The 25,823-nt window shown below is 65.1% G+C and carries 29 protein-coding genes and 1 riboswitch; of the genes, 15 read left to right on the top strand and 14 right to left on the bottom strand.

Going from position 1 to position 25,823, the window contains the following annotated elements; translation table 11 throughout:
* Nucleotides 1-65: 65 nt before the first annotated feature.
* The 5 genes from ACFMO3_RS11310 to ACFMO3_RS11290 all read left to right on the top strand — a co-directional run bounded on the left by ACFMO3_RS11310 (nucleotide 66) and on the right by ACFMO3_RS11290 (nucleotide 6,174).
* Entirely contained in the window at nucleotides 66-665 is a 600-nt protein-coding gene (locus ACFMO3_RS11310) for a hypothetical protein (RefSeq protein ID WP_376790515.1), read from the top strand.
* Nucleotides 662-2,047, top strand: coding sequence for a hypothetical protein (locus ACFMO3_RS11305; RefSeq protein WP_376790514.1), 1,386 nt, complete (start codon nucleotides 662-664; stop codon nucleotides 2,045-2,047). Before ACFMO3_RS11310 ends, ACFMO3_RS11305 begins: the two co-directional genes overlap by 4 nt.
* A gap of 160 nt (nucleotides 2,048-2,207) precedes the next feature.
* Nucleotides 2,208-4,481 carry an FdhF/YdeP family oxidoreductase gene (locus ACFMO3_RS11300; RefSeq protein WP_376790513.1) on the top strand — a complete coding sequence of 758 codons (2,274 nt, stop codon included), beginning with the start codon at nucleotides 2,208-2,210 and terminating at the stop codon, nucleotides 4,479-4,481.
* 71 nt (nucleotides 4,482-4,552) lie between these two features.
* Nucleotides 4,553-5,416 (top strand): formate dehydrogenase accessory sulfurtransferase FdhD, encoded by an 864-nt coding sequence (fdhD, locus tag ACFMO3_RS11295; RefSeq protein WP_376790512.1) that lies wholly within the window; start codon nucleotides 4,553-4,555, stop codon nucleotides 5,414-5,416.
* Nucleotides 5,413-6,174: a WecB/TagA/CpsF family glycosyltransferase gene (locus ACFMO3_RS11290; RefSeq protein ID WP_376790511.1), complete on the top strand. Its 762-nt coding sequence runs from the start codon at nucleotides 5,413-5,415 to the stop codon at nucleotides 6,172-6,174. Before fdhD ends, ACFMO3_RS11290 begins: the two co-directional genes overlap by 4 nt.
* Here the strand turns inward: ACFMO3_RS11290 and ACFMO3_RS11285 are convergent.
* The 4 genes from ACFMO3_RS11285 to ACFMO3_RS11270 form a co-directional block, all read right to left on the bottom strand.
* A complete protein-coding gene (locus ACFMO3_RS11285; RefSeq protein ID WP_376790510.1) occupies nucleotides 6,138-7,523 on the bottom strand; it encodes a glycoside hydrolase family 10 protein in 1,386 nt (461 codons plus the stop codon). The genes ACFMO3_RS11290 and ACFMO3_RS11285 overlap by 37 nt on opposite strands.
* Before the next feature lie 347 nt (nucleotides 7,524-7,870).
* A complete protein-coding gene (locus ACFMO3_RS11280; protein WP_376790509.1) occupies nucleotides 7,871-8,998 on the bottom strand; it encodes a thiamine ABC transporter substrate binding subunit in 1,128 nt (375 codons plus the stop codon).
* 87 nt (nucleotides 8,999-9,085) lie between these two features.
* A complete protein-coding gene (locus tag ACFMO3_RS11275; RefSeq protein ID WP_376790508.1) occupies nucleotides 9,086-9,733 on the bottom strand; it encodes a TenA family protein in 648 nt (215 codons plus the stop codon).
* A gap of 24 nt (nucleotides 9,734-9,757) precedes the next feature.
* Nucleotides 9,758-10,408 (bottom strand): thiamine diphosphokinase, encoded by a 651-nt coding sequence (locus tag ACFMO3_RS11270; protein WP_376790507.1) that lies wholly within the window; start codon nucleotides 10,406-10,408, stop codon nucleotides 9,758-9,760.
* 235 nt (nucleotides 10,409-10,643) lie between these two features.
* Nucleotides 10,644-10,804: riboswitch (TPP riboswitch) on the bottom strand.
* A gap of 275 nt (nucleotides 10,805-11,079) precedes the next feature.
* Here ACFMO3_RS11270 and ACFMO3_RS11265 point away from each other — a divergent pair.
* Both ACFMO3_RS11265 and groES read left to right on the top strand, forming a co-directional pair.
* Entirely contained in the window at nucleotides 11,080-11,340 is a 261-nt protein-coding gene (locus ACFMO3_RS11265) for a glutaredoxin family protein (RefSeq protein WP_376790506.1), read from the top strand.
* 73 nt (nucleotides 11,341-11,413) lie between these two features.
* Complete coding sequence (gene groES, locus ACFMO3_RS11260) at nucleotides 11,414-11,749, top strand: co-chaperone GroES (protein WP_376790505.1); 336 nt, start codon at nucleotides 11,414-11,416, stop codon at nucleotides 11,747-11,749.
* A gap of 369 nt (nucleotides 11,750-12,118) precedes the next feature.
* Here the strand turns inward: groES and ACFMO3_RS11255 are convergent, their stop codons facing one another.
* On the bottom strand, nucleotides 12,119-13,069 hold the full coding sequence (locus ACFMO3_RS11255) for an ABC transporter substrate-binding protein (protein ID WP_376790504.1): 951 nt from the start codon (nucleotides 13,067-13,069) through the stop codon (nucleotides 12,119-12,121).
* Nucleotides 13,070-13,428: 359 nt separating this feature from the next.
* On the opposite strand from ACFMO3_RS11255, the gene ACFMO3_RS11250 reads away from it, so the two are divergent.
* Entirely contained in the window at nucleotides 13,429-13,644 is a 216-nt protein-coding gene (locus tag ACFMO3_RS11250; protein ID WP_376790503.1) for an FHA domain-containing protein, read from the top strand.
* 15 nt (nucleotides 13,645-13,659) lie between these two features.
* Here ACFMO3_RS11250 and folP read toward each other — a convergent pair whose 3' ends face one another.
* From folP to ACFMO3_RS11230, 4 genes are read right to left on the bottom strand one after another with little or no spacing between them, the layout of a single operon-like run.
* Nucleotides 13,660-15,042, bottom strand: a complete 1,383-nt coding sequence (gene folP, locus ACFMO3_RS11245; protein ID WP_376790502.1) for a dihydropteroate synthase — start codon at nucleotides 15,040-15,042, stop codon at nucleotides 13,660-13,662.
* The gene (locus tag ACFMO3_RS11240; RefSeq protein WP_376790501.1) at nucleotides 15,020-15,508 is read right to left on the bottom strand and encodes a 6-pyruvoyl tetrahydropterin synthase family protein; all 489 of its coding nucleotides are present in this window, start codon (nucleotides 15,506-15,508) and stop codon (nucleotides 15,020-15,022) included. The genes folP and ACFMO3_RS11240 overlap by 23 nt, the downstream gene beginning before the upstream one ends.
* Before the next feature lie 22 nt (nucleotides 15,509-15,530).
* On the bottom strand, nucleotides 15,531-16,664 hold the full coding sequence (locus ACFMO3_RS11235) for a glycosyltransferase family 4 protein (protein WP_376790500.1): 1,134 nt from the start codon (nucleotides 16,662-16,664) through the stop codon (nucleotides 15,531-15,533).
* A gap of 11 nt (nucleotides 16,665-16,675) precedes the next feature.
* Nucleotides 16,676-17,335: an ATP-binding protein gene (locus ACFMO3_RS11230; protein WP_376790499.1), complete on the bottom strand. Its 660-nt coding sequence runs from the start codon at nucleotides 17,333-17,335 to the stop codon at nucleotides 16,676-16,678.
* Between the two features lie 328 nt (nucleotides 17,336-17,663).
* On the opposite strand from ACFMO3_RS11230, the gene fabG reads away from it, so the two are divergent.
* The 6 genes from fabG (at nucleotide 17,664) to ACFMO3_RS11200 (ending at nucleotide 21,917) form a co-directional block, all read left to right on the top strand.
* Nucleotides 17,664-18,413: a 3-oxoacyl-[acyl-carrier-protein] reductase gene (fabG, locus tag ACFMO3_RS11225; RefSeq protein ID WP_376790498.1), complete on the top strand. Its 750-nt coding sequence runs from the start codon at nucleotides 17,664-17,666 to the stop codon at nucleotides 18,411-18,413.
* Between the two features lie 45 nt (nucleotides 18,414-18,458).
* Entirely contained in the window at nucleotides 18,459-18,836 is a 378-nt protein-coding gene (locus tag ACFMO3_RS11220; protein WP_376790497.1) for an Asp23/Gls24 family envelope stress response protein, read from the top strand.
* Nucleotides 18,796-19,290, top strand: a complete 495-nt coding sequence (gene nusB, locus ACFMO3_RS11215; RefSeq protein WP_376790496.1) for a transcription antitermination factor NusB — start codon at nucleotides 18,796-18,798, stop codon at nucleotides 19,288-19,290. The genes ACFMO3_RS11220 and nusB overlap by 41 nt, the downstream gene beginning before the upstream one ends.
* A 61-nt stretch (nucleotides 19,291-19,351) precedes the next feature.
* A complete protein-coding gene (locus ACFMO3_RS11210; protein ID WP_376790495.1) occupies nucleotides 19,352-19,669 on the top strand; it encodes a twin-arginine translocase TatA/TatE family subunit in 318 nt (105 codons plus the stop codon).
* The gene (tatC, locus tag ACFMO3_RS11205; RefSeq protein ID WP_376790494.1) at nucleotides 19,629-20,369 is read left to right on the top strand and encodes a twin-arginine translocase subunit TatC; all 741 of its coding nucleotides are present in this window, start codon (nucleotides 19,629-19,631) and stop codon (nucleotides 20,367-20,369) included. Before ACFMO3_RS11210 ends, tatC begins: the two co-directional genes overlap by 41 nt.
* A gap of 183 nt (nucleotides 20,370-20,552) precedes the next feature.
* Nucleotides 20,553-21,917, top strand: coding sequence for a cyclic 2,3-diphosphoglycerate synthase (locus ACFMO3_RS11200; RefSeq protein WP_376790493.1), 1,365 nt, complete (start codon nucleotides 20,553-20,555; stop codon nucleotides 21,915-21,917).
* Between the two features lie 197 nt (nucleotides 21,918-22,114).
* Here ACFMO3_RS11200 and ACFMO3_RS11195 read toward each other — a convergent pair whose 3' ends face one another.
* Genes ACFMO3_RS11195 through ACFMO3_RS11175 form a run of 5 tightly spaced genes read right to left on the bottom strand, consistent with a single transcriptional unit; the run spans nucleotide 22,115 to nucleotide 25,169 of the window.
* Nucleotides 22,115-23,410: a (Fe-S)-binding protein gene (locus ACFMO3_RS11195; protein WP_376790492.1), complete on the bottom strand. Its 1,296-nt coding sequence runs from the start codon at nucleotides 23,408-23,410 to the stop codon at nucleotides 22,115-22,117.
* Nucleotides 23,411-23,426: 16 nt separating this feature from the next.
* Entirely contained in the window at nucleotides 23,427-24,044 is a 618-nt protein-coding gene (locus ACFMO3_RS11190) for a hypothetical protein (RefSeq protein WP_376790491.1), read from the bottom strand.
* Nucleotides 24,041-24,277, bottom strand: a complete 237-nt coding sequence (locus ACFMO3_RS11185) for a sulfurtransferase TusA family protein (protein WP_376790490.1) — start codon at nucleotides 24,275-24,277, stop codon at nucleotides 24,041-24,043. Before ACFMO3_RS11185 ends, ACFMO3_RS11190 begins: the two co-directional genes overlap by 4 nt.
* 38 nt (nucleotides 24,278-24,315) lie before the next feature.
* Complete coding sequence (locus ACFMO3_RS11180) at nucleotides 24,316-24,834, bottom strand: DsrE/DsrF/DrsH-like family protein (protein ID WP_376790489.1); 519 nt, start codon at nucleotides 24,832-24,834, stop codon at nucleotides 24,316-24,318.
* An 11-nt stretch (nucleotides 24,835-24,845) separates the two neighbouring features.
* The gene (locus ACFMO3_RS11175) at nucleotides 24,846-25,169 is read right to left on the bottom strand and encodes an ArsR/SmtB family transcription factor (RefSeq protein WP_376790488.1); all 324 of its coding nucleotides are present in this window, start codon (nucleotides 25,167-25,169) and stop codon (nucleotides 24,846-24,848) included.
* Nucleotides 25,170-25,583: 414 nt separating this feature from the next.
* Here ACFMO3_RS11175 and ACFMO3_RS11170 point away from each other — a divergent pair.
* A partial coding sequence (locus tag ACFMO3_RS11170; protein WP_376790487.1) for a transposase occupies nucleotides 25,584-25,823 on the top strand: 240 nt, incomplete at its 3' end.

Below are 25,823 nucleotides of genomic sequence, written 5' to 3'. Positions count from 1 at the left end.
CTTGTGCATTCGATCTGTGTGCTTCTAAACTGAATCGGAACGATGAGGATGGTGGGGAGGATGAGGTGTTCGAGGCCTGGAACATCAGCGAGCTGATCATTCTGGCGGTTGCGATCCTAGGGGGGCTTGTGCTGGCCCTCGATGACTGGCGGGGGATGCTGCTGGCATGGGCCCTAATGGGCATGGGGGGCGGCGTTCTCCTTCAGCAAACCATGGAAGTCCCCAGGGAACTTGTCGGGGTTCAGATCCTGGATAGTGCCCTGCTGGCTTCATTGTTCTATCTAGTGGGCCGACGGGCGCAGACGAACATCCCCAGAACCTTGAGCGCTCGGCCGGTAATCCACTGGCGGTTCCGGATCCTGGCCGCCCTCTTCCTTTACACCATCGCCCGCATGATGGTGATCCGGTTCCCTCTGCCTATTGCTTCTCCACCTCTCTTGATCGTGACATACACCCTGATCGGAATCGGCCTGCTGATCGCCACGTTGAGCCGTTCGCCGCTGAAGGCCGGGCTGGGGGTGCTGACCATGCTGAACGGTTACCAAATTTCCTATCTTGCTGTGCAGGATAGCTTGCTCGCCATCGGATTGATGGCCGGGATGAACCTTCTGGTCGCCTTCCTTATCGTTGCCCTCACCCTGGTCCGTCAGGAGGTATCCGCGTGAACTTCCCCTTGCTGATCCTGCTCGCCGTTCCCTTCCTCGCCGCCCCTGTGATTTATCCGCTCCGCCGCACGCCGCTGGCGGCTCCCTTCTCGGCCGCAGTCGCCATTGCGCTAGTGGGCTTCATGTGGATCGTTCCCTGGCCTGTGATGACCCCGCGACCGGATCAGGCGACCCTGGGCGCGCCGCTGGTGCTGCTGGGGCGGAGCCTTCGTCTAACGGAGGTGGACCGTTGGGCGCTGAGCACACTGTGGGGAGGGGCGGCCATGCTGTTTCTGACCGCATGGCCCTTCCGCTTCGAGCGCCGCCTGTATCCGCTTGGCCTGGTCGCCGGCGGATTGTGGACCATCGGATTGCTGCTGCGGCCGATCAGCCTGGGGACGTTTTTCACCGGCGCCGCCGCCCTGCTGCTGGCGCTGGCGCTGCTCGGGGAAGGCCATGGCATGGAAGGAGCAACCCAGTATCTGATCGCCGCCAGCCTAGGCTTCCTCGCCTGGGTCACGGCCGCCTGGGCGGCCGAGCAGGCGACGCTGAACCCGGGTCAACCCTTCTGGGCTACATTCACCATGCTGCTGATCGGCATCGCTATGGTCCTCTGGTTGGGGGTCTGGCCGGCCTACCGCTGGGTTCTGCTCCTGTTCGCCGAAGGCGCCCCGGTTGGAGCCGCCTTCACCGTGTTCCTGCTGAATTACGGGACCTGGTTCTGGCTCCTCGCCTGGGCTCAGGAGTTCCCATGGTTGCTCAAGCTCCCCGGGTGGAGCGCCGGCCTGCAGACCATGGGGCTCCTCATGATGCTGAGCAGCGCTGTGCTGGCCCCGGCGGAACGAGGCTGGGGCCTCATCGGAGGGTATGCCTGGCTGGCCTCCAGCGGCCTCTCCTGGCTGGCGCTGGGCCTAGGGACCGTTGAGGGAATTCACCTGAGCTCGTGGACGCTATGGGTCCGGATCATCGCCCTGCTGGGGCTCGCCTTCGGACTGGCCGCCCATCGTCGGATGAGCGGTTCAACCGAGTCCGGACGCATCTCGCTGGACCAGGGGCCATGGGTGATCGCGCTGTTGCTGGGCAGCGGCATGGCCCTGATCGATGCCCCCCCCTTCGCAGGCTTCACCGCCCGCTGGGCTCTAACTCGGTTGTTGCTGCCTTCCCACCCGATCCTGTCGCTGGCATGGATCGGGAGCACCGGCCTTCTGGGCTGGGCACTGCTGCGGGAGCTGACTCGGCCACGCGAAGAGATGCCGCCGTTGCGTCCAATGCCGCGCTCCACGATCTGGTTTGGGATCGCCTGGTGGACCGCCGAGCTCCTGCTGTTGTTCATCAGCCCATGGCTGGGCTCTCAGCTCCGGCCCTTAGCTGAGGCATGGATCCGCCTGGGCCTGCTGGAATAACACGGGAAGCAGCCAGCGGCGTAACCCGGTTCAGATCCTTCACCTCTAAGAGCCCTTGAGGTCGTTTCACCCTCCCGGAACTTGAGCTCCAATGCGTAATCGTAATAAACTTAAATGAACGATGGACGCATCCCCGGAACTCCATCTGGAGGGGCCAGCAATGGGAGGGGTTCGGCGAGCGGTCCGACGGCCGGCCCGTCGGTGGATGCCGCACCTGTGGGCCAGTTGGAAGCCCCTGGGGATCGGCGAGCAGCGCCCGAATAATTACCTGGAGATCCTGCGGGCGCTCTGGGAGAACCGGGATCAACTCGGCTATGCCTGGCGCATCCTGAGGGATGGAGTCTGCGACGGATGCGCTCTGGGCACCAGCGGGATGCACGACTGGACGATCACTGGGATTCACCTCTGCAATATCCGCTTACGCCTGCTCCGCCTCAATACGATGCCTCCCCTGGATATCCGGATGCTCTCCGATGTCCGCCCCCTGGCCCAGCGATCCTCGCGGGAGCTTCGATCCATGGGCCGTCTTCCCTACCCCATGATCCGCCGCCGCGGCGAGCCCGGATTCCGCCGGATCTCCTGGGAGGAAGCCCTGGATTGCATCGCCGGGTTCATCCGTCAGACGTCGCCGGAGCGCTTGGGCTTTTACCTCACCAGCCGAGGCCTTCCCAACGAGGCCTATTATGTGGCCCAGAAGGCGGTCCGGGCGATGGGGACCAACTCCATCGATAACGCGGCGCGGGTCTGCCATGCGCCCAGCACCTTGGCCCTCAAGGCAGCCCTCGGCGTGGCCGCCACGACGTGCTCCTATACCGACCTGATCGGGACGGACCTTATCGTCTTCTTCGGCTCCAATGTGGCCAACAACCAGCCGGTGATGATGAAGTATCTCTACTACGCCCGCAAGGCTGGAACGCGGGTGGTCCTGGTGAACCCCTATCGCGAGCCGGCAATGGAACGCTACTGGGTTCCTTCTGATTTGGAAAGCGCCCTTTTCGGGACCCGGATCACTGACCGATTCTTTCAGATCCGAGTGGGGGGCGACATCGCGTTCATCAACGGGGCCATCAAGCACATGATCCAGCGAGGATGGGTGGACGAGGCCTTCATCCGGGCGCATACGACAGGCTTCGAGGAGCTGCGCGCCGTGCTGGAAGCGACGCCGTGGGAGGAGCTGGAGGAAGGCGCGGGCCTTCCCCGGGAGGAGATGGAGGCCTTCGCCCGCATGGTGGCCGAGGCGCAGCGGGCCGTCTTCGTGTGGAGCATGGGGATCACTCAGCATCCTCATGGCGAGGACAATGTGCACGCCATCATCAACCTGGCCCTGACCCGGGGCTTCGTCGGTCGAGAGGGATGCGGCCTGATGCCCATTCGGGGCCACTCCGGGGTTCAGGGCGGGGCGGAGATGGGGGCCTACGCCACTGTATTCCCGGGCGGCCTCCCGATCAACGAAGAGAACGCCCGCCGCCTTTCCGAGCTCTATGGCTTCGAGGTTCCCCCGAAGCGAGGCCTCACCGCCCCGGAGATGATCGAAGCCGCTCATCGGGGGGAACTGGATCTCCTCTTCAGCGTGGGCGGCAACTTCCATGAAGTGCTGCCGGGGCCGGACTTCGTTCGCGAAGCCCTGGAACGGGTGCCCCTCCGGGTTCATATGGATATCGTGCTCTCGCCGCCCATGTTCTTCGAGCCCGGGGAGGCCGTGATCCTGCTTCCGGCCACCACCCGTTATGAAGGGCCCGGCGGCGTGACCGAAACCACCACGGAGCGTCGGGTGATCTTCAGCCCGGAGATCCCCGGGCCGCGGATCGGAGAGGCCCGACCCGAATGGTGGGTCTTCGGCGAGATCGCCGCCCGCGTCCGTCCAGAACTCGCGGATCGTGTCCGCTTCCCAAACACCCAGACGATCCGGGAGGAGATCGCCCGGGTGATCCCCTTCTACGATGGGATCCAGCATCTCCGGAAGAAAGGGGATCAGTTCCAATATGGCGGGCCTTGGCTTTGCGCGGGCGGACAGTTCCCCACCCCGGATGGGAAGGCGCACTTTAAGGTCGTGCGCCCGCCGCGGGTGGAGATCCCTGAAGGGGCCTTCCAGGTCGCCACTCGGCGGGGGAAGCAGTTCAACAGCATGATTCACGAGGACATCGATCCCCTTAACGGCCTTCCGCGGGATGCCGTGTTGATGCATCCCGCGGACATCGAGCGGCTCGGGCTCCGGCCTGGGGATCCGGTCCGGCTTTGGAACGCTTGGGGCGAATTCCGGGGACGGGTGTTCCCGGGGGAGGTGAAGCCGGGCACCCTGCAGGTGCACTGGCCGGAAGGAAACGCCCTGATCCCGCCCGACATTCGATCCCCACTAGCCGGGATCCCGGCGTATAAAGCGATCATCGCGCATGTGGAAAAGGTGGGGGAGCCCCTGGTCACCCCTCGCTCGTAGCAGGGTGGGGCGCCCGAGCCTAACGCCCCTCCCGGTGGCAGAGGTCCAGGGAATGGGGGAGGGAAATCCCGATGATCCGGGATGGCGCGCTAAAGGGATGGCCGGTAACCGGCTGGCGGCAGGAGCGCTCTGAGATCCGCAGGGATGTGGTGATCGTGGAGGAGCCCCTGGAGATCCAGGTGGCGCTCCGAGGCGAGGTATCGATGGAGATCTTCCCAATCTCCGTTACGATGCGGACCCCCGGGCATGATGAAGACCTGGCCTTGGGGTTCCTCTACACGGAAGCTCTGATCCCCGAGCCCAGCGTCATCGCCCAAGGCCTGTCGCTGGAACGCCCCTCCCCGAACGAAATACGGGTGATCCTTCCGGAGACGGTGCGCATCGATCGGGAACGGCTGACCCGGCATTTCTACATGACCAGCAGCTGCGGGGTATGCGGGAAAGCGGCTATCGAAGCGATCTTCGTTCAGGGGTATCCGCCGCTGCCGGAAGAGGAGCCGGTGATTCCCATCGGGCTCCTCTGCGACCTCCCCCGGCGGCTCCGGGAGGCCCAGGCTCTCTTCCGCCGAACCGGGGGGCTGCATGCGGCGGCGATCTTCGACGCGGAGGGCCGATTGCTCTGGCTTCGGGAAGATGTCGGCCGCCACAACGCCGTGGATAAAGCCATCGGCGCCGCGCTTCGGGAGGGGTGCCTGCCCTTGAGTCGGTCGCTGATGCTGGTGAGTGGACGGGCCGGCTTCGAGATCGCCCAGAAAGCCCTGCGGGCGGGCATCCCCATCCTGGCCGCCCTGGGGGCTCCTTCCAGCCTCACTCTCGAGCTCGCCCAGGCCACCGGGATGACCGTGGTGGGATTCCTGCAGGAGGACCGGGCCAATGTCTATACGGCCCCATGGCGGGTGAAGATGGACTTTCTCGCTTCCGGCGACCGCCCATGATCCAGACGCCCATCCGACGCATCCTGGGAGTTCGCATCCACGACGTCACGTTCAGGGAAGCCCTCGACATCGTGGACGCTTTCCTCGCAGGAGGAGGCGCCCATCAGATCTGCACCGTGAACCCGGAGTTCGTGATGCACGCGCTCCGGAATCCAGCGTTCTTCCAGGTGCTGGAGCAGGCCGACCTGAACGTCCCGGATGGCATCGGGTTGTTGTGGGCCGGGCGGATCCTGAAGCAGCCGCTGCGGGAACGGGTGCCCGGGGTGGAGCTCATGGAGGCGCTGGCAGCCCGGGCGGCGGAACGGGGATGGCGGATCTTCCTGCTGGGGGCCGCCGATGGCGTGGCCGATCGCGCAGCGCTGAGGCTCCGCGCCCGATACCCGTCCCTGATCGTCGCCGGAACCTTCGCCGGGTCTCCCCGGCCGGAGGATGCCCCGGAGATCCTGGAGCGCCTTCGAGAGGCTCGACCGGATCTTCTGTTCGTGGCGTATGGGGCGCCCCAGCAGGATCTCTGGATCGCCCGTTACCAGCCGGAGCTGCGGATCCCGGTGGCGATGGGGGTGGGAGGGGCCTTCGATTTCATCGCCGGCATTGTCCCCCGCGCCCCCCGCTGGATACGGGAGCACGGCCTCGAGTGGCTTTATCGGCTGATCCGCCAGCCGTGGCGCTGGCGCCGGATGCTCGCCCTCCCCCGCTTCGTCCTCGCCGTCCTGGCCGCCCGCTATGGCAAAGGAGGGACAGGGGCCGGCGTGGGATAGGCCTGAATCGCGAACTCATCCCAGTATCCCCTCATGCTCACCGGGCCATAAGCGAAGATCGCCATCCCACGAGCTCCCAGTGACCGCGCCACCTCTATGCGGTCCCGGATGTCCTGAAAGCAAGCGTAACCGCCATGGATCCCGGGGAACACATACCGGCCCGAAGCGTCAGCGAGGAAATCCGCCACCAGGGTGCGGAATCGATCCAGCGTCCACACCGTTGTATCCGGACAATTCGCCGAGGGGCTGGCCGGATAGATCATGGGCATGATCGCATCCACCCACCCCTCTCGCAGCCACCGCTTGGAATCCTGATAGTAATCCGAGTATCCGGAGGTGAACCCCGGCCACCCCCACCGGTTCTGATAAACCCCCCACACGGCCGCCGTCACCCACGCCTGGGGGCGAACGCCCTTCACGGTCGCATAAACGTCGCGCACCATGGCGTTCACCTGTTCCCGCTGCCACGCTGCCCGCTCCTCCGGACTGCTGAACGAAGGAGTGAACGGATCATAGGAATAACCCCGGCCCGGATAGCGGATTAGGTCCAGATGCACACCATCGAGATCATAGCGGCTCACCAGATCCCGCACCACCCGCACCACCTGATCCCGCACGCCAGGCCATGCGGGCGTGGCCCAGAGATACGTATCGCAAGTCATCATATTCATTGGCGCTCCTGAGGAATCATAAACGCGCCACGCGCTCCATGACCGTCCATTCGTCCGGGAGAAGGTCCAGAACGGATGGGGGGGGTTCAGGCCATCCGGCGGGGCGCCGACGCCACAAAGCCATGTAGGGTAGACATTGACGTGGGCATGGACCTGCAGACCGCGGGCATGGGCGGCGTCCAGCAGCACTCGCAGCGGGTCAAACCCGGGGGAAGTTCCCAATGTGCGCGTGACGGTGCCCGTGAGGCGGGCGGCCCATGGCTCATAACCCGGAGTGTAATAGGCGTCCCCGACGCCCCGAACCTGAAAGAGAAGTACATTGAAATGGGCAACGGCGGCCTGCTCGGCGATCGCCACCAGGGTTTCCGGCCTCGCCCACGTGCCATCCACCCGTGTCCAGTCGAAACGGGTGACCCATAGGGCGCGGAACTCTGACCGCAGGGCACGGAGGATCAGCGGGAGATACACCCGGTACGGTCCCCCCTGGCTTGTCGGAACCGCCGCTGCCGGGCGGGAGGCTTCGGGTGCTCCAGCGGGGATCTGAGGGATAACTTCACTCCGCCGATCCCAGAGGGCATTTTCCACATCCGCGGGAGACAACGAGCCGGAGCCCAGAACCAGGATCCCCATCCCCAGCGCCAGCGCTCTCCATCGGATATTCCATCCGGACACACCCATGGCTTTCTCCCACGGCTCCCGAGGAGGATCTTCGAACCCCTTCCCCCCGCACGGCCGCGCGGCGCGGAAGGGGAAGAGGGATCCAGATCGGGTTTTCGAAAAGATGCCCGCGCTCCTCACCCGGTGGGCTCTGAGGGCGGACGGGCTTCCCAACGAAAGCGAGTTGAAAAAGGGAAGGCGCAAGCCGAAGGGACGCCCGGAGGGCATCGCTACCGCTATGGTAGATGGAAGATGTCGAGTCGCGCAAATCGCCACAAACCGTCCCGGGATGAGCCGGACGGCTTTAGGATCCCATCGGTACTCCAAGCTCGGGAGGGATCAAATCGCGGAGGCACCGAACGTGTTCCTCACCGCAACATCACATCCGTCCACTCCTGGATCCACCGCTCCCGGTTCGCATCAATCCGAGCGGGGTCCAGACGAGCCGGCTCTGGCGGGACCTCGGCGAATTTCTGAAAGAACTCGGGAAGCCGGGCCTTCGGGTGAACCGGGAAGACGAACATCTGGAGCGGGATGTCCTCCTGAAAGCGCAGGCTGATCATGTAATCCATCCATCGCTCCGCCAGATCCCGGTTCTTCGCCCCCTTCAGGATGCCGGCGAACTCGATCTGGCGGAAGCAGGCGTCCTTCCCCAACACGTTCCCCGTGGGCGGCTCCGTGAGCTTTCCCTCGCTGAAATACACCTCCGCCGCTGGACTGGTGGCGTAGCTCACCACAATGGGGCGCGTCCCCGGGCTTCCCGTGGCACCGCTGAATTCCTTGTAGTATGCGTCCTCCCAGCCCTCGGTGATCTTCACATCGTTCGCCTTCAACGCCCGCCAGAAGTCCAGCCAGCGCTCCTCCCCAAAATGAGCGATGGTGGCCAGCATGAACGCCAGGCCGGGGGAGGATGTGGCCGGGTTCTCCACCACCAGCAGCCCGCGGTATTCCGGCCGGATGAGATCCTCCAGGGTCTCCGGCGGCTTCAGATTCTTCTCCCGGAAGTATTGCTTGTCGTAATTCAAACAGACGTCCCCATAGTCGATGGGGATCAACCGATACTCGGGATCCAGGAAGAACTCCCGCGGGATCTCCTCAATGCCCTGGGGCCGGTAAGGCTCGAACAGATCCTCCCGGATCGCCCGGCTGAAGAAGGTGTTGTCCACGCCGAAGAAGACATCCGCCAGCGGCGCCCCCTTGGCCAGGATCGCTTTGTTGAGGGCAGCCCCGGCATCGCCAGCCTTGAGGATCTGCACACGGACGTTGTAACGCTGCTCGAATTCGCGCAGGACCTCCTCGCTAACGCTGAAGCTGTCATGGGTCATGAGCGTTAGCTCCCGCGGGCCCAAGGGGGTGGCGATCGCTGTCGCGGGAACTGGGGAAGCTATGGGGACCGGCGTCGCCGTCGCCGGGGCGGCAGTCGGCGTTGGCGTGGTGCAGGCCCCTATCAGGGCCGCCAGAACCCATCCCCAGAGCCATCGATATCGGTATCCCATCTCTACGCCTCCTCGAGCGAGAGAATCGATTTCCAGGCACCGGGCTTCATTCCGCGCCCTGCTCAACCAATGGGGGCAGCGGGTGTTTCAAGGCTCGAAAACGAAGGGTTGGTAATCACCAGCGCGCCAGGCCGCCTCGAAAAACATAAGCTCGAACCGCAGGGCAGCCCGATAGAGGGTATGCTGGGCCTTCTCATCCCCGGGCAGCCGGTCCAGCAGCATCTCCAGCTGGCGGGCCAGCGCTTCGAAATCCGCGCTGGAATACGTCTCCACCCACTCCCGATAGGGACTGACGGGATTGGCCTGCGGTCGGAGGAATGTCCCCAGATCCGCATATAGGCGCATGCAAGGCGTCATCGCCGCCACCAGATGCCCCACCGGCTCCAGGGCCGCCACCCGCAGCAGGAAATCCGTGTAGGCCTGGGTGACCGGCGCGGGCTCCGGGTGCAGGTTCGCTCCCCAGCGCGCCGCGTAGCCCTTATGGAGTCGAAGCTCCTCGAAGACGCCCTGAAGGAGCTCCCGGAAGGCGTCCATCGTCTCCCGATCCGGAGCCTTCGCCAGGCCGAGGGCATACGCCCGGGCAAAAGCCTCCAGGAAGAAGGCGTCCTGCTCCACATAGAACACGAAGCGCTCGCGCGGCAGATCCCCCGAGGCGATCCCCTGCACGAAAGGATGCATCCGGCAGCGTGTGATCAGATCAAAACAAGCCGTGTAGAACGCCTGGGCCTTCCCCATCGGTTCCCTCCTGCATCCCCCAGGTCAATCCAGCTCCCCGCGTTCATGGATCACCAACAGGAGACCCCGGCGAACCCGGACACGGGCCCGCGGGGCGATCATACGATTGCTGATCCCCAAGGTGGATCCGAAGGGCAGAACCCCCTCCTGCAACGGGTAGAACAGGCCTTCCAGCGTGACGCCCTCCGCGTCGCCGGTCAGCGGGATCAGGGAGACCCGATCGCCGGGCTGGCCTTCAATCCATCCCTCACCCCGGAGGACGAAGGCCTCCCGCCCCCCACCCACGAAGCGGATGTCCCAACCGGCCCAGCGGGGATGGGCCAGCAGCAACAGGGAGGCGATGGTCTGATCCAGCCGCGAACCCCACCCGCCGAACACCCGGATCGCTCCCCTGAGCTGCCGGGCGTATTCCAGGGCCAGCTCCAGATCCGTGGCGTCCTTATCCACTGGATGGCGCTCGATCGGCGCTCCGATCTGTTCCAGCCAGGCGAACGTCTCCGAATCTATCGAATCCAGGTCTCCGATCACCCGATGGGGCATCACCCCAATGGCCCGAAGATGCGCGGCGCCGCCATCCGCCGCCAGGATCCATCGCGCCCGGGAAGCCGCATGGCGCAACGCCTCTCGATCGACTTCACCCCCCGCCACAATCAGGACGATCTCCGACTCGCCCATCGGACTCTCCTTGAGGATTATGCGGGTGCCTTCACCGCCTTCTTCCCCAACTCCATCAGCCCCCACTCTGAGGAGCACCGCATTTCGCCGGAGGGTAGGCCGCCGGGGGCCTTTTCAAAGCCCCATCGGAACAAAAAACATCCGGCCGGCTTTTCCGCATCCATCGGGGAGTCCTCAAACGGCGGAAGAAACGGGGATATCCAGAATAGAAGCCCCTGGGGCCACGACAAGCGAGGGCTGTCCATGTCCCCCTTCCCTCCGCCGGTATGACCCGGATCAGGTTCAAAGGGTCGGCGCCGGGCGTGGAAGAGGAGCACACCGTGGGAACAGTCAGCCGGCCTCTTCCAGAAGGCGCCCTCTCAGCCTGCTTGCCCGCAGACTCCCCCGGGAAACCATCCATCCCATAGTTTATATTCGGCCGGAGAGAGCGTCAAAATCCCGGAAGATGGATGCGCTTCGCCTGGTATCCTGCTGCGGCGGGTTCCTGTCACTGAGACAGCCCGATTGCATCTAAAAAATTAGGGTGGGGCCGGCTGCCCTCGGCAGTTCCCACCCCTCAAGAATCCGCGGGTGGATCAAGGGCGAGGGTGACCCAGGCGAGATGGATGGTGAAAAAGCCTTCAGGCGGAGAACCGCGAAGCAGATCCCAACATCCGTTCGGAGGGGAACCGATGACCGGAACCGCGCGATGGCCCCGGGTGATCATCTTCACCACGCCCAACTGTCCATGGTGCCGTGCGGCTAAGGAATACCTTCGGCAGCGAGGCGTCCCCTTTAAAGAAGTCGACGTCAGCCGAGACGCTGCGGCAGCACGGGACCTCATGCGCCGCACCGGACAGATGGGCGTGCCGGTGCTCGACATCGGTGGTAAAATCGTGATCGGTTTCAACCGGCCCCAGATCGATGCCTTGCTGGGGCTGAAGAAGAAGTAACAGGTTTTGTAGGAATGGTATCGCCTCTGGCGATGGCGCAGCCCAAAAATAATAATGAGGAGGAGGAGAACCCATGGCGGACGAGCGTTTCCCATGGCAGCCGTTGGGCAGCCGCGTAGTCATCCGCCCGGTGGAGCAGGAGAGCCGAACCCCCAGCGGCCTGATCATCCCCGAAACGGCCAAGGAGAAGCCTCAGATCGGTGTCGTGGTCGCCGTTGGCGACGACGAATCCATTAAGGTTCGCGTCGGCGATCGGGTGCTGTTCCCCAAGTATTCGGGGAACGAGGTGAAGGTGAACGGCGTGGAGTATCTCATCATCGATGCCAATGATCTCCTAGCCTATGACACCGAAACCCGCGCTTCCCTGCCGGAGGAGAAGCCGGCGAAGAAGGCGCGGCGCAAGGGATAACACGCCGGCGCATCCTCCGCGCGGGCACAAGCCCCAGGGTGACAAGGTCAGGTCAAGCTCTCCGAACCCCCTCTATTCGCCCAGACCGCCACGGTCCCGGGCATGCGTCCACGAACTTCAAGCCCCTCCAAGAGCAGGTAAAGCCGGGGTGGGTGCGCTAGGCATCCACCCCCGGCTGTGGGCCCTGTTGGGAAGTTCAGACGCTCTTCCATCCGTGGGGCGGTTCATTTCCAGTTGGCGGCGGTGGATACGGGCTCATGGGAAATTAACCGCTTCAAGCGGCGAAATAGCCCTGCGTCCTTCTGGGCTTCGGAGATCGGGGAAAGGATGGAACCCTGGAGATAGACCAGCGTATTTCGCAGGCGGTGATCAGGGCATGAGCACCCAGAAGGCCGGTGTCTTCCGCAGTTGCCCCGCATGGAGCTCCCAGATCCCGATTCGCCCAACCCAGCGCCGAGCTGAGGACTCGTGCCCCTGGAGCAACACTCCGACGAGATCATAGCCCAGGGGGGCATACGGCCCGGGAGGCCTTCCTAGGGAGAGCTCGCGATAGGCATCGACCCACTCCGGATCCTCCACCGGCCGGGTCTCCGTCACCACGCGGATCTCGGGATCCGCCGGCAGCACCGCCCGCAGATCCGGATGCAGCAAACCGGGTCCTCCCAGCAACAGACCCCGCCAGCCCTCCTGTCGCCAGCGCCGTACGGCTTCCCCCGCGTGGATCGCCCGGCCATCGAAAAGAACCGGCTCTTCTCCCCGAGGGAAAGCTTCCTCCCAGCGGGCTTCCCGCACCGCCCACCCCTGTTCGCGGAAAAATGCCGCCAGCTCCGGACCAAACCATTGTTCCTCGTCGTCGCGAACGATCCAGAGGATCTGTCCGCCCTCCGGCGGAAGGACCTGAAGCAACGCCTCCGCAATCGTTCGCTGATCCGGAGCGCTCGCCCGCGCACCCTCTGGCACCCGGTCCGCCGGAAGAAGGGGCGCGATGAGAGCGATCCCGGCCGCCTGGTAAACCGGCGCCGCCGCCCGCGTCGTCTCCGGTCGGAAGTGGCCGATCACGGCAATCAACCCGGGATAGGTCACGATCTGGCGGGCTCGCTCCTGCGCCAGGATCGGATCCCCCTGATCATCCAGGGCAACCAGCATAGCCAGGGGGCCTGCGGGATGCGCAGCGTTCCACATCCGCACCGCCAGGCGAGCCCCAAAGATCACATCGTAACCGATAGGTCGATCCCGCCCCTCAAAAGGGGCCACCAGGCCGATATAGACGGTCCGTATAGGCCGACAGGCCAGCAGCCCGAGAACCAGGAGCGGCATCATCCTCCAGAATGGCCTCCGGCCCATCGCTTCTACGCCCAACCTGCGTATAATAGGGGCCGTGCCGGCCTCCAAACTCCCGTAAAGGAAAACCGCGACCCGATCTCTGAGCGAGCGCGAGATCATGCCCGAGCGTAGCTCATCGGAATGGGAATCTTCCAGCGAACCCCATGTCCCGGAGGCGGAGCGCTGGCATACGGCTCCCCTCGCGGAGGGAGAAACCGGGCTGGAGGAGCCTCCTCCTGCGGCACCCGCTGCGCTGCTGCGCCTTCGAATGGCTTCCACCGGGCGTGTCATCGAAGTGCGCTCTCCTCAGATCGGCGAGATCGGACGCTCAGACCTCAGCCTGGGCCTGACCCCGGATGTGGATCTTTCACGGGAGGGCCCGAAGCCAGGGGGTCTCCCGCCGCCACGCGCGGATCTTTTATCACGACGGCTACTTCTACATCGAAGACCTGGGGAGCACGAACGGAACCTATCTCAACAACAAACGTCTGGTCTCCGGCCTGCCGTATGCGCTTCAGGACGGTGACGAGCTCCGCTTCGGGCGGATCCTCGTCCACGTGCATATTAAGTAGGGGGAAGATCTCGGTTTAAAGCCAGGGAGGCCCCCGACGGACAATGGCATCGGTCATACGGGCGACGCGGATGATGGGCTCCACGTCGTGGACGCGAACGATGTCTGCCCCGCGCACGATGCTGACAGCCACCACCGCCGCTGTCCCCTCCAGGCGCTCCTCTGGCGGCAGATTCAGCGTGTAGCCGATGAACGATTTGCGAGAGGGTCCCACCAGGATCGGAAAGCCCAGCTCCCGCAGCTCCCCTAGCCGATCCACCAGCTCCAGGTTCTGAGCGACCGTCTTGCCGAACCCCAGCCCCGGGTCCAGGATGATGCGATAAGCGGGGATCCCCGCCGCGCGGGCGGCCTCCACCCGCTCCATCAGGTGGGCGCGCACAGCGGCCACGATATCCCCATGCCCCTCCCCCTCATAGCGGGCGCCCAGGCGAGGATCCCGCACCACAGCCTCCCGCCGGCTCCGGTTGTCCATCAGAATAATGGGAACGCCCAGCTCGGCGGCCGCATCCGCCATCTCGGGATCTGCCCTCATCGCCCACACATCGTTGATCAGATCCGCGCCGGCCGCGACAGCCGCCCGCGCCACACAGGCCTTGTACGTGTCTACGGAGATGGGGCCCAAGCCTTCCGCCGCCAACCGCTCGATGACCGGGAGCACGCGGCGCATTTCCTCCTCCGCCGATACCGGCTCCGAACCCGGCCGGGTGCTCTCGCCCCCCACATCCAGCAGATGCGCGCCGGCGGCCTTGAAACGCCGGGCCTGATCCAGGGAGGCCTCCACCCAGTCCGGACCTTTCAACAGGCCATCCCCGGAGAAGGAATCCGGCGTGATGTTCAGAATGCCCATCACCAAGGTCTCCCTTCCCCAGTATAAGAAGCCGGGGCCGGCCCGCATCGGCGCCCGGGCCCAGCGCCGGATCCCCGGGGCGGGCTGCTCCGCCGCCAGCGCCGCCGCCGTCCGCCCCAGCCGGGGATGCACCCACTCCGGCGCGATCTCCGCCAGGGGGATCAGGACGAAGGCCCGCTCCGCCATCCGGGGATGGGGAAGAGTAAGGATTTCGTCCTCCAGGCATAGATCATCGTAGAAGAGCAGATCCAGATCGATCGGGCGGGGCCCCCAGCGGGGGCCGGGGCGTCGCCCCATGGCCGCCTCGATGCCCTTGCATGCCGCCAGGAGCTGATGCGGGGAAAGATCCGTCGTGCCGATGCAAACGGCGTTCAGGAACATGGGCTGATCCACATAGCCCACCGGCTCTGTCTCATAAAACGAGGAGACGGCTTCGACCTCCACCCACTCCAGGAGGCGCTGAAGGGCCTCCCGCAGCGCGGCATCCCGATCCCCCAGGTTGCTCCCCAGCGCAATGCCCACCCGGTGCTTAAGGCGTCGCAACGGCGGCATCGATCACCTCCCGGTAAACCGCGCACTGGCCAAAGGACTCTTCCACTTCGACCTCCAGGGCATGCAGATGCAGGTTCGATGGGAGACGCGCCCGCAGCTGAGCGGCCAGATAACGGGCCAGCCACTCAGCCGATGTGTTGGGGATCGGCAGGATCCGCACATCCTCCATGGGGAAGAGATATCGTTTGGAATCGATCGCTGCCTCCACATAATCCTCCCGCATCGTCAGATGAAGGCGAGGATGCTCCGCCGGGAGCAGCACCCGGTGATCCAGCTCGTCCACCAATCCCTTCACCAGGCGCTTCAGGGCCACGAAATCCATCACCATGTCATCCTGCAGCGGGCCCTCCAGGGACACCGCCACCCGATAATTATGACCGTGGAGCGGCTCGCTCCCATGGGGGAGGATCATAAAGTGCCCGGCGCAGAACACCAGGTAATCCTGGGAAACCCGCACTCGATCCATCGGCCATCCTCCTTCCCGTCCCCTAAGGAGTGCTCTCCTCGATCACCTCCGCCGTGCGCTGCGCGCAGGCGATCCACGTAAAGGCCGCCGCGCGTCGGATCCCCCGTTCGCGCAACGTCTGCCCCAGGGCTGTATCCACCAGCACGGCGATCAGTGCCCCCGCCATCCCCCGGGCATCCTCCGGGGAGATCAGATAAGCGGCATCCCCCGCCAGCTCCATCAGCGCCGGGATCTCTGAGGCGACCACAGGGACCCCGCAGGCCATGGCCTCCAGCACGGGGAGGCCGAATCCCTCATATCGGGAAGGATACAGGAAGGCGGAGGCTCCCCGATAGAGCGCCGGCTTGTCCTCCTCCGCCACCGGCCCAATGGTTCGCACCACATGCTCCAGCCCCCATGCCCGGGCCAGCGGTCGGGGATCCACGAACAGACGGCTCGAACCCTCCGGCAAGCGCCCGGCGATGACCAGAGGGAAGTTCTCCCCGATGGCCTCCTGGGCCCAGGTGTAAACCGCGAGGAGTGTCTCAATGTTCTTCCGTCGATCGAAGCCCCCCAGGTAGAGCACATACGCCGGGGGCAAATCGTATCGGTTCCGCACCCGCGCATCCTCCACCGGATCTGGACGCGGGGTGAACCGCTCGGACACGCCCAGGGGGACGGCAGTGACTCGCTCGGGCGGCAGCCGTAGACGTTGAAGGAGATCCTGTCGGGAGGCTTCGGAATCCGTGAGGAGATGCGCGGCGCCCGGCGTGGCCGCCGTCACCAGGGCAGTATACAGCCGGGCGGCCATGGTCGCCCGATACTCCGGAAATCGGAGGGGGATGATATCGTGCACGGTGACGACCACCGGCGCCGGAGCACGAAGCGGCGGCGCCCAGTAAGGAACGAACAGCCGATCCGCCCGCCAACGGGCGGCCGCGCCCGGCAGGCCGATCTGCTCAAACCAAAGTTTCTGAAAATCCGGCGGAAGCCGGGGCAGCCGGACCCGGACCGGCTCCACGCCCTCCGGCAACGGGCCCGCCCAGCCCTCCGGAAGGGCCACGCCGATCGTCCAGCCTGGCCGCACCCGGGGGAGATGCCGGAGGAGCTCTCCGACATACTGGCCGGTGCCCGTCGCGGGATGTTGCAGGAACCAGCCGCTGACCAGGATGCGCATGGGCACTGGACCTACGCCGGAATAGAGATCAGATCCAGGAACCAGAAGCCATCCCGAAAGACCACCTCTCCCGGCGCGAAAGGGACGGGAGAGCGAAACCCTGGCCCATCATACACAAAGGTGTGGAACTCCCCGTTCTCCCCCGCTGGATCCACATCCGCGGGTAGATCGGCCAGGAAGGCGAGATCGAGGGTTCGCCCCAGAAACCCTGGGCCCAGGCGGTTCCCATCGATGCACACCGTCACCGCTCGAAAGCCCAGGGCGATAAACCGCTGAACCAGATCCCGGGTGGGCTCGCCCCAAAGGGGGAACAGCACGTCCACCCCCAGGGGGAGCAGATGGCGCAGCCGATAGGCCCGGATCTCCTCCAGGAACAGATCCCCGAAGGCAAACCGGCGGATCCCCTGCTGCATCAGGCGCCGGGTGGCCTCCGCCATCCGCTGCTCGTAGACCTCATTCGGGCAAGGATGCGGGAGCCAGACCTCATAAACCGGAAGGCCCAGGGCCGCGGCCTGGACGTGGATCAGGGAGCGGCGCACGCCGTGCATCGTCACCCGATCGAAAGCCTCGTTCAGGGTGACCAGCAATATCGCCACCCCCTCCCCCCGTTGCCGCAATGTGTGCAGCGCCATCATGCTGTCTTTTCCACCGCTCCAGGCCAGCGCGATCATGGGCCCAGCTCCCTCGCTCTCCTTCCATAGATGGCTATGACGGGCGACAGGCTCGGGACAGGAAGGGAGAAAAGCGTCCCGGGGAGAATCTCCACCGCCTCGCCTTCTGACGATTACCCCAGAAAGAGTTCCGACGCAAAATCCTCCGACTCGACCCGGACAGACGGACAGGTTCCGGGGAAACGGCGGAGGTCCTGTCCCTTGTCCATGGGAACGGGGAATCCCCGAGGCTGAATCCTTGCGCCCGGTTGATGTAAAATCCTCAGAGGTGAATCCCGCTACAGAGAGCGTTTCCAGCTCATCAAACCGGGATCATGGAGGCGCATCGATGGGGAACCTGGAAGGCCGCGTGGCCGTAGTCACCGGAGCCTCGCGGGGGCTGGGGCGGGCGATCGCTCTGGAACTGGCCCGACGGGGGGCCCGGGTCGTGGTGAACTATCGTCAGAACGAGGCGGCCGCCCGGGAGGTGGTGGAGGCCATCCGATCCGCCGGCAGGGAGAGCATCGCCGTGCAGGCCGATGTCAGCCGCTACGAGGAGGCCGAGCGGTTGATCCGTGCCGCCTTAGAGGCGTTCGGGCGGGTGGACATCTTGGTCAACAACGCAGGGGCCACCCGGGATAACCTGCTGGCGATGATGAAGGAGGAGGACTGGGACTTCATCCTGGCCACTAACTTGAAGAGCGCCTTCAACTGCACGAAGGCCGCCCTGCGGCCGATGATGCGGCAACGCTACGGGCGGATCATCAATATCACTTCGATCGCCGGCCTGGTGGGCAATGCCGGCCAGACCAATTACGCAGCCGCCAAGGCCGGCCTAATCGGCTTCACCAAATCCCTAGCTAAGGAAGTGGGCTCCCGGAATATCACGGTCAACGCCGTGGCCCCCGGCCTCATCCCGACGGATCTCACCGAGCCGTTACCCCAGGAATTCAAGGAGGCCGCCCTGCGGATGACCCCGCTGGGACGGCTGGGGACCCCGGAGGATGTGGCCTACGCTGTGGCGTTCCTGGCCTCCGATGAGGCCGCCTTCATCACGGGCCATGTCCTTACGGTCGATGGGGGGATGACCTGCATGTAGGGGCACAGGATCCCCTCGTGGCCCTGAAGGGAGGTCCAAGCACCCATGATGTCCGAGGACATCCAGGAAACGATCCCGGGGCGCATTATCGTAGCCCCCCAGGTCCTGCGGGACATCGTCCATCAAACGCTCGCGCAGATCCCGGGGGTTGCTCGTCTCGCGCAGGCGCGGGTGGGACCCTGGTCGCTTTCCGGGGGAGTGCGCGTGACGATGGTGGCGGATCGGGTGCGCATCGACGTGGCCCTGGTCATGCGCCCCGATGTCCCCTTCCGGGAGGTCGCCCGACAGGTCCAAGAGGAGGTCGCCCGCGCGATCCGCGATCTGACCGGCCTGGAGGTGGCGGCCGTGAACGTCCTGATCGCCGATGTGGAGGTGGAGGAGCGTGGCCCGTCGCCGGCCTCCGGATCGAGCGGACGAGCCTGAGGAGAGCCGCCGGGCGCGGGAAGGGATCCCCCTGATGCGGCGAGCCCGCATGGTGGCATTGCAGGCACTGTATGAGATCGATGCCGCCGGCCACCCGCCCGGCGAGGTCCTGTCCGCCCGATTTCAGGCGGAGCCGCTCCCGGCCGAGGCCCAGGCCTTCGTTCAGGAGCTGGTCACCGGGGTCCTGGCCCATCGGGGGGAAATCGACCGCCTGATCCAGCGCTACGCGCCGGCATGGCCGGTGGCCCAGATGGCCATCATTGACCGCAACATCCTCCGCATGGCGATTTTCGAGTTCGTCATCGCCCGCCGCACCAGCCCGGCCATCGCCATTAATGAAGCCGTTGAGCTGGGGAAGCTCTTCGGCTCCGATAGCACCCCCCGCTTTGTCAATGGGGTGCTCGGCAGCATCGCGGAAGAAATGGAAGGCAAACCAGAAGGCCCGACCTCATGATCGTCGGTCCCAATCCCCTTCTCCAGGACACGAGAAGGGGAAAGAGGGAGGATCCCTGACCATGGATAGCCTGTTTGGCATTGGCCCGATGGAAGTGGCGTTCATCTTCCTGCTGGCCTTCATCCTGCTGGGGCCGCGGGATCTGCCTCGCATGGCCTATCAGCTGGGCCGATGGATCCGCCAGGCTCAACTCCTCTACGAAGAAATGCGGCGGGAATGGGAAGCTGAAGTCCGGGAAATCAGCCGGGAGATAGAACGATCGGTCTCCGATCCATTGGAAATCCCCCCTCCTCCAGAGGCCGCCACCTATCAACTCCCATCTTTGAGCGGGAGTGCAGATGCGAATCCCTCGCCGACCGATCGTCCAGAAGACCGGTAAGACGCGCGCTCAGGACCAGCCCCGTCCGCTGCTGGAGCATCTGGAGGAGCTACGCCAGCGGCTGCTCCGCAGCCTGATTGCCCTGGGGGTGGGAACAGGGATCGGATTGCTGGTGGCCGATCGGGCCATCGACTTCCTGGCCGCCCCGGTCGGGGGGCGCGCCGGCCTGGTCTCCGTCGACGTGACCGAAAGCATTGCCGCCTACATGCGGGTATCCCTGCTCGTGGGGTTCGCCCTGGCCTTCCCCTATATCGCGTATCAGATCCTGGCATTCATTTACGTCGGGCTGCTTCCCCATGAGCGCCGGATCGTCCTTCTGCTGGTGCCGTTGGCCACCCTGCTTTTCCTCGGAGGAGCCGCCTTCACCTACTTTGTGATGATGCCGGTCGCCATCCCCTTCCTCACCACCTTCGCCGGCATCCGAACCCAGCCCCGGCCTTCCACGTATCTCAATTTCGTGGTCTCCCTCATGTTCTGGCTGGGCCTCAGCTTCGAGATGCCCCTGGCTTTCTTCGCCCTGGCGAAGGCCCGGCTGATTACCGCCCGTCAATTGCTGCGGGCGTGGCGGATCGCCGTGCTGGCGATCGCCATCCTGGCCGCCGCCATCACGCCCACCGTGGACCCGGTGAACATGTCTATTGTGATGATCCCGCTGATCGGGCTCTATCTGCTCAGCGTGCTGCTCGCTGCCCTGGCCTGAGCAGCCCGGGGCGCAGCGACTCGGAGTGCAGGGGGCTTTTGCCCCTGCCGGGGGACTGTGGGGGGAGCACTCCCCACCCTCTCCCTCCACCCCCTGTCTGTCAGATCTTTGAAAACCCGGAGCCAGATCGGAAGGACATAGACCGTGAAGCGCGGTAAACCTTTCTACGGAGGAACACACATTATGGCGGAGCGTATCCGGGTGATCATCATGGGCGCCGCAGGGCGAGATTTCCACAACTTCAACATCTTCTTCCGGGACAACCCTGCTTACGAGGTGGTGGCCTTCACGGCTGCCCAGATCCCAAACATCGAGGGACGCCGGTATCCCTCTGAGCTGGCCGGCCCCCTTTACCCGGATGGCATCCCGATCTACCCCGAGGAGGAGCTCCCCGAGCTGATCCACCGCTTTCAGGTGGACCGGGTAGTATTCGCCTACAGCGACGTGAGCCATGAATATGTGATGCACCGGGCCAGCATCGCCCACGCCGCGGGAGCCGATTTCTGGCTGATGGGCCCCCGCGCCACCCAGCTGAAATCCCGCCGGCCGGTGGTCTCCATCGGCGCGGTGCGCACCGGCAGCGGCAAGAGCCCCACCACCCGTCGGGTGGCCCGCCTCCTGCGAGAGCTCGGCTGGCGCCCGGTGATCGTCCGCCATCCGATGCCCTACGGCGATCTGCGCAAACAGGTCGTGCAGCGGTTCGCTTCGTTTGAGGATCTCGATCGCTATGAATGTACCATCGAGGAGCGGGAGGAATACGAGCCCCATCTGGCCAACGGCTTCACCGTCTACGCCGGAGTGGATTACCAGCGGATCCTGCAGGCGGCGGAGGAGGAAGGGGACCTCATCCTCTGGGACGGGGGGAACAACGACTTTCCCTTCTTCGTCTCCGACCTTCACATCGTGGTTGTCGATCCCCATCGGCCAGGCCACGAACTGCGCTATCATCCCGGCGAGGCCAACCTGCGCATGGCTGATGTGGTGGTGATCAATAAGATCGACACTGCCGCCCCCGAGGCGATCCTTCAGGTCCGAGAGAACGTCCTCCAGGTCAATCCCCGGGCCGTGTTGATAGAGGCTGCCATGCCCATCTTCGTGGAAGATCCGAACGCCATCCGCGGCCGGAGGGTTCTGGTCGTGGAAGATGGCCCAACCCTCACGCATGGGGAGATGGCGTATGGGGCCGGGGTGGTCGCCGCCCGGCGCTTCGGGGCCGCGGAAATCGTGGATCCGCGACCCTACGCCGTAGGAAGCCTCCAGGAAACCTATCGGCGCTATCCTCAGACCGGCCCGGTGCTCCCGGCAATGGGCTATGGAGCGGAACAGATCCGCGAGCTCGAGGAGACCATCAACCGGGCCCTCTGCGATCTAGTGCTGACGGCCACCCCGGTGGACCTCACCCGAATCCTCCGGGTGCGCCATCCCGTGGTGCGGGTGCGCTACGAGATCCAGGAGATCGGCCGTCCGACCCTGATGGAGATCCTCGAGGCACGCCTGGGGCGCGGCCCGCAGCCGCCCCAGTCCCCTGCCCCGCGCGGGGATCGCTAACCCCTCACCGATTGGGGGGGCGACCCAGAAGTCGCCCCCCAATCGAACAGCGCCCCATCCCTTCCTAGCGAATAGGCACCGTGGACAGCGCTGGCCCTGCTCCGCTTGCGCCTGCGCCCCTTCTTCGGTTCTCCATATCCCATCTGCCCCAGTGGATCTCCCCGCCTGGTGGGGCGCTGGCCCTTGGAGCCCCCGCTTCAGAACACAGGTTTCCTGGCTTCCATTGAAACCCGGCGCGCGGACAGAACGGCGTTCACCACGAGGTCCAGCAGCCCGCTGACCCGGACGCCGAGCTGGTAGTAATCGTTCAGGTCGCTGAGCTGTAGACGGCAATTGTCGCACGAAGCGACGACGATGCGGGCCCCGGTGGCCCGGATCTGTTCGACCTTGCGACGCCCGGCCCGCATGCGCCGCTCATACCATTCGGGGACAGCCACCAGGCCCGCCCCCCCGCCGCAGCAGAAGTTCTCCGCCCGATTGGGAGTCATCTCCCGGAAGTCCTGGACCACCGCCCGCAGGATCCGGCGCGGCTCCTCAAGGAGACCCCCATTGCGGCCCAGGTTACAGGAATCGTGATAGGTGACCGGTTCCGGGTTTGCCGCGGGGTCCACAGGCAGCCGGCCTTGCTCAATCCACTCTGCGACGACCTCGATAATGCTGCGCACCCGGAAGGGGAAGTCCTCGAACCAGTTGGGGGCTTCCCAGCGCAGGACCGCGTAGGCATGCCCACACTCCGCCACGACGATCTCCCTTGTTTTCAGGCGCCGCGCCTCGTCGATGATCCGTCGGGCGATGGCTTTCGCCCGCTGCAGGTCAGCCAGGAAGTAGCCGTAATTGGCTGCCTCGAACATGCTCAGGGTCCAATCCGCCCCCACGGCATGGAAGAGGATGGCCGCGGGCAGGATCGTGTGGGCGCCGGAGAGGGCCACGTAGAGGATCTCCGCTCCCTCCCGCTCGACCGGGATGCAGGCGGCAGGATCTCCCGTCTGCTCCCGGAGCTCCCGTTCTAGCTCCCGGATGGAGTCGGCATAGAGCGTCCGGAGGAGATCGAGGTCCTGCCCCCGGGCGATGGCTGCGTCGGCCAGCTGAACCAGCATCTCAGGGGCCTTGCCCACAGCGGTCAGCATCGCCCGAGCCGCTCGCATGATCAGGGCGGTGTCCACCCCCATCGGGCAGTTCATCGTGCAGCGGCGGCAGAGAGTGCAAGAGCCGAAAGCGATCTCTGCCAGCTCGTCCAGATCCGTCTCGACGAGATTTTGAGCCCCCACCCATGCGGGGAGGAGACGTCCGATGGGGTCATGGCGCCGCCGGTAGAACCGGCGGACCGCTTCCGCCTTGGCGACGGGGGCGTGGCGGGGGTCCGGCTCGGCGGCGAACACGTGACACGACTCCGCGCAAATCCCGCACCGCGCGCAAGCCTCCAGAGCTGCGATCAGCTGCCGATCCAGGGATTTCTCAAAAGCGGCCATCGCCTGCTGCACAAGCTCGCTCATCGGGATCCTCCTGCCGTCAGCTCAGCACCCCCCGCCGTCCATAGAACCGTCCGAAGAAGAAGCGGGAGAAGAAGAAATACAAACAATGTCGGATCTTAGTGAGCGGGATGGCCAAGAGAGTCAAAGCGGAGAGCCCGTAAAAAAGGGGAAGCACCTCCGAGCTCGCCCAGGACGCGGCCCCCGCTGCCTGCCACAAGGTCACCAGGGCCACCGCTGCATAGTCGTCTGGATAGCTCAGGGCCCGCAGACGCTCATCGAAGAGGCGCGTCAGAACCCCGATCAGCCCGCTCAGGGCGCCCATCAGGAGAAGCAACAGGCCGGCCGGGGCCAGCACCGGCGGAAGGGTGTAGCGCCATGGGAGGATGACCAGGGAGGCGAAGGCGACGGCGACGCCGATGTGGAAGAGCACGCCCCGCGCGTAGAGAACGAGGTGGCGGCGGGTGCTCTCCTTCGCCCACGGCATCATGCCCCCAGTGAAGGCGTAGAGGATGCCGCGCCACGCGGCGCTGCGCCGGGGTGCTCGATCCGGCCGGGGAGGGTGGGCCCACAGCTTCCACAGCCGCCAGCCCAGGCCGATCCCTCCCAGAGCGGCAGCGACAAGGACAATCCGCTCCCACAGTACCGGCGCGCTCATTTCCGCCTCCGCACCACGAAGCGGATCACTTTGTCCTGTTTCTCGATCTTCACCAGCTCGTGGCCGGTGCTCCGACACCATGCCGGGATGTCGGCCATAACCCCGGGATCGGTGGCATAGGCCTCAATGACGCCGCCGACGGGCACGTTCTGGATGGCCTGGTTGATCCGGACCACCGGCATGGGGCACAACAGCCCCCTCAAGTCCAAGGTGAGGTCCGGTTTAAGCTCCATCGGACACCTCCACGGTGGATCAAGGATGAGGCATTCCCTCAGATGAACAGCGTGATCTTCGAGCGGGCGGCTTCCTCCAGGAAGGCGGCCACGCCCACCACGTCCTGGACCTCCTCGATGAGGTCCTCTCGGCGGATCTCCATGACCTCCATGCTCATCTGGCAGGCGAGCATGCGCACGCCCAGCTCGGCCGCGAGGCGGCGCAGCTCGGGTAGCGGGGTCACGTTGTGGGCCTTCATCATCTTCTCGAACATCCATCGACCCAGGCCGCCGAAGTTCATCTTGCTGGGGCCAACCCCCCGGATGTCCCGGAGGAGGGCGCCGAGCATGCGCCCGAACAGGCTGCGTCCGGTGGGAGTGGGCTTCTTGACGGCCTGCAGGCCCCAGAAGGTAAAGAACATCGTGACGTCCATTCCGGAGGCAGCGGCACCGGTGGCGATGATGAAGGCCGCCATCAGGCGGTCCATGTCGCCGCTGAAGACCACCAGGGAGAGACGGTTCTGTGGGAACTGTGCGGACTCCGCCCCGGGGGCGGCCGCGATCTGCTCCAGAGCCATCGAGGCCTCCTTCAGTCCACAGCGTGCGGATAGAGATGGAAACGCTCCATTAGGACGGCCCGCATCAGGTCCAAGGCTTGGATCACCCGTCGATCCGCCAGGGTGTATTCCACGATGCCCCCTCGGCGGGCAGCGACCACTAGGCCCCTCAAGGCCAGGATCCGGAGATGGCGAGCAACCGTGGATTGGGGTAGGCCCAGGATCCGGGCCAGGGCTGTGCCCGTCTGCGGGCCCTCGGCCAGCTCATATAGGATCAGGATCCGAGTGGGATCGGCTAGGCCCGCGCAGATCTCCGCATGGAGACGATAGATCTCCCGCCGGGTGGGTCGCTGCATCCCCCCTCCCCCTTCGCTCATCCAATTAACAGGATAACTGGAATGTTGCCGTCGTAGTTGTGCTTTTGCTCACAATTTCGGGAGAAGGGAATCACAAGGACGGCGCCTTTGGGCGCACGGGGCGGATCGAAAATCCTGGCGGTCCGGCCTAGGGAGCAAGGGTGGGGCGGCACCCTCCTCGCCCCTCTCATGGTGCTTCCCGGATCCTCAAAGGCAGGTTGCCTCGCCGGACTCAGAGGGCTTCGTCATAATCCGGAATGTGCCCTGGCCGGTCGCCCCCCACGCCATGGAGGGTTAGAGTCCCGGGTAGTGGTGTAAATTCCCCTGGGCCCTAGGGCCAGGCCTTGACAAAAGGGGCCACCGGCAGCTTCCCTTCGGGTTAGACCAACCTCGACGAAGGGAGGAAGCTTACCGGTGACCGCCGATTCCAGGATGGCACTCCTCGAGCTCCTGCGGAAGTACCCGGATGACCCCGGGTTCGATGCCCTGCGGGAGGGCCTGCGCTGGCTCGCCCAGCAGCTGATGGAGGTCGAGGTCAGCGAACTCATCGGCGCCCAGCGCTACGAGCGCACCCCGTCGCGCACCACGTACCGGAACGGGTACCGCCCGCGGCACTGGGACACGCGCGTGGGCACCATCGAGCTGCAGATCCCC

The organism is Thermoflexus sp., from assembly GCF_042408815.1.
Classification (GTDB): Bacteria; Chloroflexota; Anaerolineae; order Thermoflexales; family Thermoflexaceae; genus Thermoflexus.
The sequence above is the reverse complement of the archived record's forward strand: the minus strand, read 5'-3'. Positions and strand labels throughout refer to the sequence as shown.